General features: G+C 34.7%; 7 protein-coding genes. 5 read left to right on the top strand and 2 right to left on the bottom strand.

Going from position 1 to position 12,203, the window contains the following annotated elements:
* Window positions 1-5: 5 nt before the first annotated feature.
* Window positions 6-1,085: a dTDP-glucose 4,6-dehydratase gene (gene rfbB, locus LO744_RS19180; protein WP_230672294.1), complete on the bottom strand. Its 1,080-nt coding sequence runs from the start codon at window positions 1,083-1,085 to the stop codon at window positions 6-8.
* A gap of 87 nt (window positions 1,086-1,172) precedes the next feature.
* Complete coding sequence (locus LO744_RS19175; RefSeq protein ID WP_230672292.1) at window positions 1,173-2,483, bottom strand: UDP-glucose dehydrogenase family protein; 1,311 nt, start codon at window positions 2,481-2,483, stop codon at window positions 1,173-1,175.
* 291 nt (window positions 2,484-2,774) lie between these two features.
* On the opposite strand from LO744_RS19175, the gene rimP reads away from it, so the two are divergent.
* The 5 genes from rimP (at window position 2,775) to LO744_RS19150 (ending at window position 12,168) form a co-directional block, all read left to right on the top strand.
* Window positions 2,775-3,242, top strand: a complete 468-nt coding sequence (gene rimP / locus LO744_RS19170) for a ribosome assembly cofactor RimP (RefSeq protein WP_230672290.1) — start codon at window positions 2,775-2,777, stop codon at window positions 3,240-3,242.
* A 16-nt stretch (window positions 3,243-3,258) separates the two neighbouring features.
* Window positions 3,259-4,494, top strand: a complete 1,236-nt coding sequence (nusA, locus tag LO744_RS19165) for a transcription termination factor NusA (protein ID WP_230672288.1) — start codon at window positions 3,259-3,261, stop codon at window positions 4,492-4,494.
* Between the two features lie 78 nt (window positions 4,495-4,572).
* On the top strand, window positions 4,573-7,584 hold the full coding sequence (gene infB, locus LO744_RS19160; RefSeq protein WP_230672284.1) for a translation initiation factor IF-2: 3,012 nt from the start codon (window positions 4,573-4,575) through the stop codon (window positions 7,582-7,584).
* A gap of 301 nt (window positions 7,585-7,885) precedes the next feature.
* Window positions 7,886-10,723, top strand: a complete 2,838-nt coding sequence (locus LO744_RS19155; RefSeq protein ID WP_230672282.1) for a SusC/RagA family TonB-linked outer membrane protein — start codon at window positions 7,886-7,888, stop codon at window positions 10,721-10,723.
* Window positions 10,724-10,740: 17 nt separating this feature from the next.
* Window positions 10,741-12,168, top strand: coding sequence for a RagB/SusD family nutrient uptake outer membrane protein (locus LO744_RS19150; RefSeq protein WP_230672280.1), 1,428 nt, complete (start codon window positions 10,741-10,743; stop codon window positions 12,166-12,168).
* The last annotated feature ends 35 nt before the right edge of the window (window positions 12,169-12,203 follow it).

Here is a 12,203-nt window from a genome sequence, read left to right as displayed (position 1 = left end):
GTGTTTTAATTATATTGCTTTTCGTAATACTTCTGGTAATCTCCACTGGTTACATTCTCCAGCCATTCTTTATTTTCTAAGAACCAGTCGATTGTTTTTCCTAAACCTTGTTCGAAAGTTACCGATGGCTTCCAGCCCAATTCAGAATTTAATTTCGTAGCATCAATCGCGTAACGTTTGTCGTGACCTGGTCTGTCTTTTACATAAGTAATTAGTTTTTCAGAATACCCTGTAGGATTTCCAAGCTTTTCATCCATTTGCTTAATTAATTCTTTAACCAAATCAATATTTTGCCACTCGTTGAAACCTCCAATATTGTAAGTTTCTCCCGTTTTAGCTTCATTGAAAATTTGGTGAATCGCTTTGGCGTGATCGATGACGAATAGCCAATCTCTCGTATATTTCCCGTCACCGTAAATTGGTAAAGGCTTTTCATTAATAATATTAGAAATACAAAGCGGAATCAACTTTTCAGGAAAATGATTCGGTCCGTAATTGTTTGAGCAGTTAGAAATGATAAAAGGCATTCCGTACGTGTTTCCGTAGGCTCTTACCAAGTGATCTGAAGCTGCTTTTGAAGCTGAATAAGGAGATTGAGGATCGTAAGAAGTTGTTTCAAGGAAAAACCCTGTTTCACCTAAACTGCCATAAACTTCATCTGTTGAAACGTGATAAAATAAATTTGTTCTTTTCTCATTCGGAAATCTTCCGTGAGTGTGGTCTGGGTTTAAAGTCCAGAATTCTTTGCAAAGATTCAAAAGATTAGCGGTTCCGTTGACGTTGGTATTAATAAATGCCATCGGATCTGTGATGCTTCTGTCTACGTGACTTTCTGCTGCCAAATGAATCACAGCGTCTGGATTATATTTTTCAAAAACCTTTCTTAGTTCTTCAGGTTTTGTGATGTCTGCTTTTTCGAAAACATAGTTAGGTTCATTTTCAATATCCTTTAAGTTTTCAAGATTTCCGGCATACGTTAAAGCATCTAGATTGATGATGGTAGAATCTGGATTGTTTTTTACAAATTCTCTTACAACGTGTGAACCGATAAACCCGGCTCCGCCTGTGATGATGATGTTTTTCATATTGATAATATGCTTTTAACCGTAAGTTTTTGGCTTTTGGTATTCATTTCTGTTTTTATTTGAATCTTTTTACTTTTTCCTTGGCTCTTATTGAATCGTTTTTCTTCCGATGCTTTTATAATAGAAGCCATTCTGCTCAGGAACTTCCAATGGGAACATATTTCTTCCATCGAAAATAACCTTGTTATTCATTTTTTTAGCCATCAAATCAAAATTTGGATTTTTAAATTCTGGCCATTCTGTTGCGATAAACAATGCGTCGGCATTTTCTAAAGCGTCATACATTGTATTGGCGTAAGATATTTTGTCACCCAGTAATTTTTTCACATTGCCTTCAGCGATTAAATCATAAGCAATGATTTTTGCACCTTTTTGAAGAAGTAATTCGATATTGTCTAAAGAAGAAGCTTCTCTAATATCGTCTGTATTAGCTTTAAATGCAAGTCCCCACATAGCGATAGTTTTACCTTCAAGGTTTCCGTTGAAATATTTTTCAATTTCTGAAACCAAAATTACTTTCTGTGAAATATTTACTTTTTCGGTTGCTTCAAGAATCTGGAAATTAAAACCGTCATCTTTTCCTGATTTTATTAAAGCTTTTACATCTTTAGGGAAACAGCTTCCTCCATATCCGATTCCTGGAAACAAGAAACGGTGGCCGATTCTGTCGTCGCTTCCCATTCCTAACCTTACTTTGTCTACATCGGCACCTACTTTTTCGCAGTAATTGGCAATTTCATTCATAAACGTAATTTTTACGGCTAAAAATGAATTAGATGCATATTTTGTAAGTTCGGATGATTTTTCATCCATGAAAATAATAGGAATTCCGGTATTGGTAAATGGCTGATAGATTTTTGCCATCATATCTTTTGCTTTGTCAGAGCTTGATCCTACAACCACTCTCGCGGGGTTCATAGAATCTTCTACCGCAAAACCTTCACGTAAAAACTCAGGGTTTGAAACCACATCAAAATCAATCGTTGTTTTTGATGATATCGCTTCTCTTACTTTATCGGCTGTTCCTACGGGAACGGTACTTTTATTAACGACAACTTTATATTCTGTCATGAGTTCGCCAATATCGTTGGCTACTTTCAAAACGTAAGATAAATCTGCCGATCCGTCTTCTCCTGGTGGAGTGGGAAGGGCAAGATATACAACCTCGCTTTTATCTAAAGCTTCTTTCAGTTTGGTGGTGAAAAATAATCTTTCAGCTTGAATGTTTCTGAGAAACATTTCTTCAAGATTAGGCTCGTAAATAGGTACGATGCCATTCTTCATCCCTTCTACTTTTTTTTCATCAATATCAACACAATAAACCGAATTGCCAAGTTCTGCAAGGGTAGTTCCTGTAACCAAACCTACATAGCCTGTTCCTACTATTGTTATATTCAAAATGTATGTTTTATAAAATTCCTGACAAAAATACTAAAAATTGTTTCACGGTTCTTTTTAATAAACGATATCTTATTAAAGATGATAGATAAGATTGATTTTATAGTGAATATAGGTTATCATGACGATAAGGTGTTGTTTGTTTTTGATTAATTCTTATTCTGTTGATTATGAAGTGTATTTGTGTGTTTTATAAAAATGTCATATATTTGCAGGAGATTAACGGAAAAAATGGAAAGGCTTCTAAGAGAAAGCCTTTTTTCGTACTGTTAAATCAGGATTAAATAATATATGGAGTTTAGAAAAAATATTGAAACATTGTTAAATGATTTCCTTCAGACAAGAGAAGACTTGTTTCTTATTGATTTGAAGTTTTCCGCAGGAGATGATATTACAGTAATCTTAGACGGAGACCATGGTGTTACTGTACAAGATTGTCTGGATGCAAGCCGTGCAATAGAATTTAATGTGGATCGTGAAGAGCACGATTTCAGCCTTCAGGTGATGTCTGCAGGATTAAGCGAGCCGCTTTCTACTCCGAGACAATTTCAGAAGAATATCGGCCGCGAAATTGAGATTTTGTTGACTGATTCTTCAGAAATCGAAGGTGAGCTTGCAAAAGTAGATGAAGAGAAAATTACTCTTGTACTGCGTTACCGTAAACCGAAAGAAGTCGGTAAAGGTAAAGTAGATGTAGAGGAGGAAAAAGAAATTCCTTACTCTGAAATAAAGAAGGCTTTGGTAGTACTTAAATTTTAAAAGAAAAAAAAGATAAATGGATAATATAGCGTTGATTGAATCCTTTGGTGATTTTAAAGACGAAAAGGGAATCAGTAAAATTGATCTAATGGCGATCATTGAAGATTCTCTAAAAACTTTATTGAGAAAAAGATTTGATTCTGATGATCACTTTGATGTAATTGTAAACCCTGATAAAGGTGACTTTCAGATATTTTTAAATAAAACCATCGTTGAAGACGAAATGTCTGAAGATGATGATTTAGAAATTGAAATCACTGAAGCTAAGAAAATAGATCCTACTTTCGAAGTGGGTGAAGATTTTACCATGGAAATTCCGGTGGCTCAGTTGGGAAGAAGAAGTATTTTGACGCTGAAGCAAATTTTAGCAACAAAATTGCAGGAACATAATAATGCAATGTTGTATGATCAGTTCAGAGATAAAATTGGTGAAATCGTAATCGGTGAAATTCACCACATTCGTCATAAACACGTAATTTTGTTGGATGATGAAGGGAATGAGTTTATCTTACCTAAAGAAAATCAAATTCCTGCAGATTTCTTCAAAAAAGGAGAAAATATTAGAGCAATCGTTGAAACGGTAGATTTTAAAGGTTCAAAACCACAAATTATCATTTCAAGAACAGCTCCAAAATTCTTAGAGAAATTATTAGAATTAGAGATTCCAGAAATCCAAGACGGAACGATTGTGCTTAAAAAGGCAGTAAGAATTCCTGGTGAAAAAGCAAAAATAGCAGTTGATGCTTACGACGATAGAATCGATCCTGTAGGAGCTTGTGTCGGGGTGAAAGGTTCTAGAATTCACGGTGTCGTAAGAGAATTGAGAAACGAAAATATAGATGTAATTCAGTGGTCTAAAAACCCTGAGATTATGGTGAAGAGAGCTTTAGGAAATGTTACCATCAATAAAATTGACATCAACGAAGAGACCAATTATGCTTTGGTTTATACTCCAGTTGAAGAGATTTCTAAAGTAATCGGGAAGCAAGGGCAAAACATCAGATTGGCTTCTTGGCTTTCAGGATACGAAATCGACGTGTTCAGAGAAGCAAGCGAAGATGATGATGTTGATTTGAGAGAATTCAATGACGATATCGAGCAGTGGATCTTGGATGAGTTTAAGAAAGTAGGTCTTACTACTGCAAAATCTGTCTTAGATAAAGATACAGCAAGTCTTTTGAATATGGTAGATTTAGAAGAAGAAACCATCAATGACGTGAAACGTGTATTGAAAGAAGAATTTGAAGATTAATTTTTAGAAATAAATTTTAATAACAGTAAAAAAGAATACTTTAATTTAACAATTAAAAAAAAACAGTAAATAATATAGATGCCAAAAATAAGATTAAATAAAGCGGTTAAGGAATTTAACATATCGATGTCTAGGATGGTAGAGTTTTTACAGTCTAAGAATATTGTGGTTGAAAACAATCCTAACGCTCAATTAGAAGAAGCGGCATATTCTGCATTGGAAGCTGAGTTTGCCAAAGACGGTGAGCAACGTAAAGCTTCCCATGAGGTGGTTATTTCTAAAGTTCCGGAAGAAAAACTGGAAATGGAAGAAAAGAAAGCACCTGAAGTAATAAGAGCTAAAGCTAATACAAAACCAGAAACCAGAATTTTAGGTAAAATAGATCTTGATCCTAAAAAAACTGAACCTGTTGCAGTAGAACCAACTCCTGTACCAGCTGCGCCTGTAGAAGAAAAGAAAGAAGAAAAAGTAGAAGTGAAGGAGGTGAAAGAAGAGGTGAAAACTATAAAAGAAGAAGTGGTACCCGTTCCTGTAGTAAAAACGACTCCTGAAAGGCAAGAATTCAAAGTTTTGGATAAAATTGACCTTTCTCAAATAGAAGGAAACAGAAACAGACCTGTAAAAAAAGATAAACCTAAGACAGAAGAAGTGAAAGCTCAACCAAAAGCTGCTGAACCTGTTAAAGAAACACCCAAACCGGTTGAAAAACCTGTAGCAAAAGTGGAAGAAAAAAAACCTGAACCTACTAAAGAGGAGCCTCAGGAACCTCAAAAAATCGAAACTGTTTATCAAAAACTTGATGGCCCTAAGATTGTTGGTGAAAAAATTGACTTAAGTCAGTTTGCACCAAAACCAAACTCAGGAGCTAAAAAGAAAAGAAAAAGAATTGAGAAACCAGGGGGTCCTAACCAGAATACGGGGAACAACCAACAAGGTGGAAACAATCAACAAGGTGGTCAAAACCGTCCGCAAGGCCAAAATGGTCCGGGAGGAAACCGTCCACCAGGACAAGGTGGTTACCAAGGGAACAGACCTCCAGGACAAGGTGGTCAAAACCGTCCGGGTGGCCCAGGAGGAAACCGTCCACCAGGTCAAGGTGGCCCAGGAGGAAACCGTCCACCAGGACAAGGAGGAAACCGTTTCGGAAATAATAGACCGGGACAAAGAACTATGCCTGTCGAGTTAACCGATGAGCAAGTTAAAAACCAAATCAAGGAAACTCTTGAGAAATTAACTAATAAAGGAGGTAAATCTAAATCTTCTAAACATAGAAAAGATAAGAGAAGTTTCCGTAGAGAGCAAGACGAGCGTCAGCAAGAAATTGATGCTGCAGACAGAACATTAAAAGTAACCGAATTTATCACTGTTGGTGAATTGGCAAGTTTAATGAATGTTTCTCCTACAGAAGTTATCTCTGCTTGTTTCTCTCTAGGGGTAATGGTTACCATGAATCAAAGATTGGAAGCTGATACATTATTGTTGGTAGCTGACGAATTTGGATTTAAAATTGAATTCTCAGATGCTGATCTTGAAGATACAGATTCTGAAGACGATATCGATACAGAAGAAAGCCTTGTTTCAAGAGCGCCAATTGTAACGGTAATGGGTCACGTTGACCATGGTAAAACATCACTACTAGATTACATCAGAAAAACCAACGTTATCGCAGGTGAATCTGGTGGAATTACTCAGCATATCGGTGCTTATAATGTGAAACTGGAAAATGGTCAGAGAATTACATTCTTAGATACACCAGGTCACGAGGCCTTTACTGCGATGAGAGCGAGAGGTGCGCAGGTTACCGATATAGCAATTATTGTTATTGCTGCGGATGATGATGTAATGCCTCAGACGAAAGAAGCAATTTCTCACGCACAAGCTGCTGGGGTACCAATGATTATTGCTATCAACAAAGTAGATAAGCCAAATGCAAACCCAGACAACATCCGTCAACAACTTTCAGGAATGAATATCTTGGTAGAAGAGTGGGGTGGAAATGTTCAGGCGCAAGAGATTTCAGCTAAAATGGGTAACAATATGGATATCCTATTAGAGAAAGTATTGCTTCAGGCAGAAATGCTTGAGTTGAAAGCTAATCCTACCCGTGCGGCACAAGGAGTTGTTATTGAAGCTTCATTAGATAAAGGTAGAGGGTATGTCGCAACGATGTTGGTACAGACCGGAACTTTAAAAGTTGGAGATTATGTAGTTGCTGGTAAAAACCACGGTAAAGTAAAAGCTTTGCTTGACGAAAGAGGGAAAAACCTTGAAGAAGCAGGCCCTTCTATTCCGACTACAATTTTAGGTCTAGACGGAGCGCCTACAGCAGGTGATAAATTCCGTGTTTATGCCGATGAAAGTGAAGGTAAAGCAATCGCGAATAAGAGAGAGCAGTTACAAAGAGAACTTTCTATCAGAACGAAGAAGCATACTACGCTTGAAGAATTGGGTAGACGTATCGCTTTAGGTGAATTTAAAGAATTAAACATTATCCTTAAAGGTGACGTGGATGGTTCGGTAGAAGCGCTTTCTGATCAGTTACAAAGATTATCTACAGAAGAAATCAGTATCAATATTCTTCACTCAGGTGTAGGACAAATTACTGAATCTGATATCAACTTAGCGGCAGCATCAGATGCGATTATTATCGGATTTAATGTAAGAGCTGGAGCAAATGCTAAAGATCTTGCTGACCGTGAAGAAATTGAAATCAGAACATATTCTGTAATCTATAAAGCGATTGATGAAGTAAAAGAAGCGATGGAGGGAATGCTTTCTCCGGAAATTCAAGAGCAAGTTATTGGTAATGTTGAAATCCGTGAGGTATTCAAGATTTCTAAAGTAGGAACTATTGCAGGTTGTATGGTTCTTAATGGAAAAGTAACAAGACAGTCTAAGGTAAGATTACTAAGAGATGGTATTGTGAAATTCGATGGCGAGCTTGAAAGTTTAAAACGTTTCAAAGACGACGTAAGAGAAGTTACAAAAGGTTACGAATGTGGATTAAACCTTAAAGGGTATAACGATATCGAGCAGTATGACATTCTTGAAGTATACGAAGAAGTTGCTGTAAAGAAGAAATTAAAGTAATTTGATTTTATAAATAAATTAAAACCATTCCGAAAGGGATGGTTTTTTTATATAAAAAATACTATTTAAATTGATTCTAAATAATTTTTTTTATTTTGTTCAAAATCTCTTAAATCTAGGTGATTTTCTTACATTATTCTATTTTTAATGGTTTTAAATAATATTTATTGTCGATTTTTAATAAATTCTTTGTTTTTATAGTATTTCAAATAAAAAAATAGAATTTATATAAGTTAAAAATTTGCATATGTTAATATTTATTAACATATTTGCTCATTAAAAATATTAAAATTTTGTTAATATGAATGTTAAATTACGTGTATTAAGTGCGGGGGCATTGTTCTTTATAGGATCTATGGCTTATGCGCAAACAAAAAAGCCTGATACAACGGCAAAAGAAACTGAAATTGAAGAAGTAGTTTTGATGGGCCTAGGAGGGAAAAAAGCTGTCAAAGAAGTTACAGGTTCAATCAGTACAGTTAAAGCAGATAAACTTAACGACTTACCTATTTCTTCTCCAGAAAAGGCTTTAATGGGAAGGGTGACAGGTGTTCAAGCTGGAACTGTTTCTGGGCAACCTGGAGGATTTGTAACTTTACGAATTAGAGGGTATACGTCTATTAATGGGAATAACAACCCAATATTTATAGTTGATGGTGTTAGGGTTGCATCAGGAGATTTAACGAATAATAATACCACGGGAAATATTTTGGCAAACCTTAATACCGATGATATTGAGTCTATGACCGTTCTGAAAGATGCTGTTTCCACTGCTATTTATGGTGCGGATGCAGGAGCAGGGGTGGTTATTATTACTACAAAATCTGGTAAAGCAGGAAAGCCTAGATTTAACTTCTCAAGTAATTTTGGGACAAATAAAATGGCAGTTAAGATGCCAGATGCAATCAATAAAAGCGACTGGTTGAAATTAGCTTCTCAAACAATGTACAATTATGCTCCATTTGGTTTCTCTTCTACTGATGAAGCCTATAATGCGATTGTAGATCCGAATGAAGATTTCTTAGGATTTGCACAGTATATGGATACTAATACAGATTGGACAAAAGAATTGCAAAGATCTGCAACCCAAACTGAGACTAATTTTAGCATGTCGGGGGGGACAGATAAATTTAAATATTATAACTCACTAGGGTACTTCAATCAAGAAAGTATTTACAAAGGAAGTGATTTTAAAAAAGCAAATTTTGGAGCAAAATTTGAGTATAAGCCAACGGATCGTTTAACTATAAATACTGATTTCCAGTTTTCAAATAGTACAATGAATACATTGGCAGATTCGGGATCATTTTCTAATCCACTAATTGCTCAGTATTTTAACTTACCAATTGATCCAGTGAGAAATCCTGATGGTTCTTGGTATTATGGTATTAATGGAAATTTACCTTCAGGTAATTTCAATTCGGCTGCTTTACAGGAAATTAATTACAATAGAGCTAATACAACGCGTTTATTTGGTAATTTAAATGTTGGATATAAAATTCTTAAAGGTTTAAATTATAAATTTACATTTGCTCCAGAATATATCAATATTGAAGAAGACGTGTATTGGTCTCCAATTCATGGAGATGGATATACTGTTGAAGGTCAAATGCTTACGAGTAATAGTAGGCACTTTAACTTTAACTTAATTAATATGTTAGAGTATAGTTTCAATATCGGAGATAAAAATAGATTTAATGTTACCGCATTCCAAGAAGCATACAAGTCAAATCGAAAATATCTTTCAGGAACATCAAATATTACAGCAGTTAGTGGAAAAGCTTTTGAATCTTTAGACAGCTTTATTAAGCCTATCGATATTACAGGAAATGATGCCGTGAGTACTAGATCTGGTTTTGGAGGAAATATGAGCTACAGATTTGATAACTTTTTGAACGTTGATGGTATGTTCAGACGTGATGCTCTCTCTCAGTTTTATCCTGGTTCTAAAGGCGCAAATTTCTACTCAGTTGGGCTAGGTGTTGATTTTGCAGAATTATTCTTACAAAACAATAAGTATATTAATACTTTAAGATTGAAAGGGTCTTATGGAGAAGTAGGTAATAGAATTACTGCAAGTCCTTATTCTTTATATTCTTATGGACTTAATTATAATAATCATGCAGGAGCAAGTTATGGAGGATTCTTTAATCCAAATCTTAAATGGGAAGTCGTTAATCCTCTAAACATAGGTTTAGATTTAGGATTCTTCAATAATAATTTAACGGTTACTGCTGAATACTTCAACAAGACAACTAAGGATATGATTCTTACTGTTCCATTGTCATTATCACAAGGTTTATCAGGTTTTTCTCAAAATGTTGGTGAAATGATTAATAAAGGTTATGAATTTAGTGTTAATGCAAACATTATTAAAGCATCAAATTCAAAAGGATTCTCTTTAAGTATGGATGCAAACCTTTCTCTATTGGATAATAAAGTTTCTAAACTTTACGGTGGAAAAGAAATTCTTAGTGGTTCTACTTTAGTTCGTGAAGGAGAAACTATGAATAGCTGGTTCATGAGAAAATGGGCAGGTGTTGATGCTGCTAATGGTGATCCACTTTGGTATTTGAATGGAGTTGATGGTCAAACAACAAATAACTATAACTTGGCACAAAGAGCTATTCAAGGAAATAGAGTTGCTAAATATTATGGAGGTGTTGGTTTAAGAATGAGTTATCAAAATTTTGACCTTTCGGCTCAAGGTACTTATAGTTTTGGTGCAACTCTATATGATAACTGGGCAAATTATACTCAGAGTGATGGTCAATACAATTTATTCTATGCTGGGTATTCTTCTCAAATGGATTATTGGACACCAAATAATCCTAATGCGGCAAATCCAAAACCTATTTATAATGGAAATAAACTGTCTAATAGCATCTCTACAAGATTCTTATACAAAGCAGATTATTTAAGATTGAGCAATATTAGATTAGGATATACTTTTGATAAAAACTTCTTAGAAGGGTCTAAATTAAATAAAATTACAGTATATGTAATGGGTAATAATCTTCTTACTCATAGATATGATAAAAATCTAAAATATGATCCAGATATGGCATTATTAGGTACTACTGATTTAAACTTGCCACCAATGAAAACATATTTAATTGGTTTTAATGTTGAATTTTAAATAAAATTTTTAAATAAATGAAAAAATATATAATTAAGGCAGCTTTTGCCATAATAGGTGCTTTTACTATAGTATCATGTAGTGATGACTTTTTAGAAACAGAGTTTTCTAATACTGAAGAGCAGGCTCCCATAACAACAGTTGAAAAGTTACAAGCTTTCACTTATGGTAACTATGCGACGATGAGAGATTTTAATTATTATGGAAACTATTTTATTACTACATCTGAAGTAAGAAGTGATGAAATGTATTCTAATACAAGAAGTGGATATCATAACGCAATAATGAATTATACAATGCTTTCAACAAATGCTCAGTCAACTGGTGCATGGACGGCGATGTATACTGCTATTGCTAAATCAAATATAATTATTAATACTGCAGATAATCTATCATGGGCACAATCGGCTAATCCTGCTGTAGTTAGTCAAAAAGTCAAACATCTAAAGGGGCAAGCATATGCACTTAGAGCACAAGCGTTTTTTGATTTACTAAGATTGTTTGGACAAAAATATACTCAAAACCCGGCTCAGTTAGGAGTGGTTTTGCCAGTAAAATATAATCCATCTGCTAATATGGCTAGATCTTCTATTGCGCAAACAGAAGCACAGATTGAAGCTGACTTTGCTAAGGCATTTGAATATCTAGATGGAAATTCTAATAATTCTTATGGAGATAAAACCGTTTTGAATGACCATTCTGTTGAGGCATTAATGTCGAGATACTATCTTTACAAAGGTAATTATCCTAAAGTAAGAAGTTTAGTAAACAATATAGTTGCTTCAGGAATATGGAGCGTTGTAAAGGGTGAGTCTTTTGTTTCTAGTTTCACACTTAATAACTCTGCTTCAAATTCAATGTTCGAATTGGCAGTAGGTTCTGCTGTGACAATTGCTCCCTCACTTAATGATTTTTATAATGGTGAAGGTGCTTATAAGAATGTTGTAGTAAAAACAGCTACCTATAATAGTTATGTTGCACAAGATGTTAGAAGAAATGCTATAGGAGCTTCTAGTGGTGTAGCAGGTAGATTTTTAAATGGAAAATATCCTGCTTTAGCTAGTGATAACAATATCAGAATGGTGAGATATGAAGAAGTTTTACTAAATGGTATTGAAGCTGAGTTAAACGGAGGAAGCGCTGCTACTGCATTAGGTTATTATCAAGCAATTCACGCTGAAAGAGTAAAAATTGTTCCTTATGTTGCACCAACAGTAGTAGACATTAACATCCTTAAAGCTGAAAGATCAAGAGAACTTTTAGGTGAAGGATTTAGAATGTGGGATTTACTAAGATGGGGTACAAATCTTCCTAAAAATATTTCAAATGGAGGAACTAACGGAACCGTTAATTTAGGAAATAATTTATTGGCATTCCCAATTCCTCAATCAGAAACAAATGTTGCAGGTACTGCAATTGTATCTAATCCTGGTTATGATAACTAATTATTAATATAATTATATAAACCAAAACCCCGTCA

The organism is Chryseobacterium turcicum (assembly GCF_021010565.1).
Taxonomy (GTDB): domain Bacteria; phylum Bacteroidota; class Bacteroidia; order Flavobacteriales; family Weeksellaceae; genus Chryseobacterium; species Chryseobacterium turcicum.
This window is presented reverse-complemented; position numbering and strand designations above follow the sequence as displayed.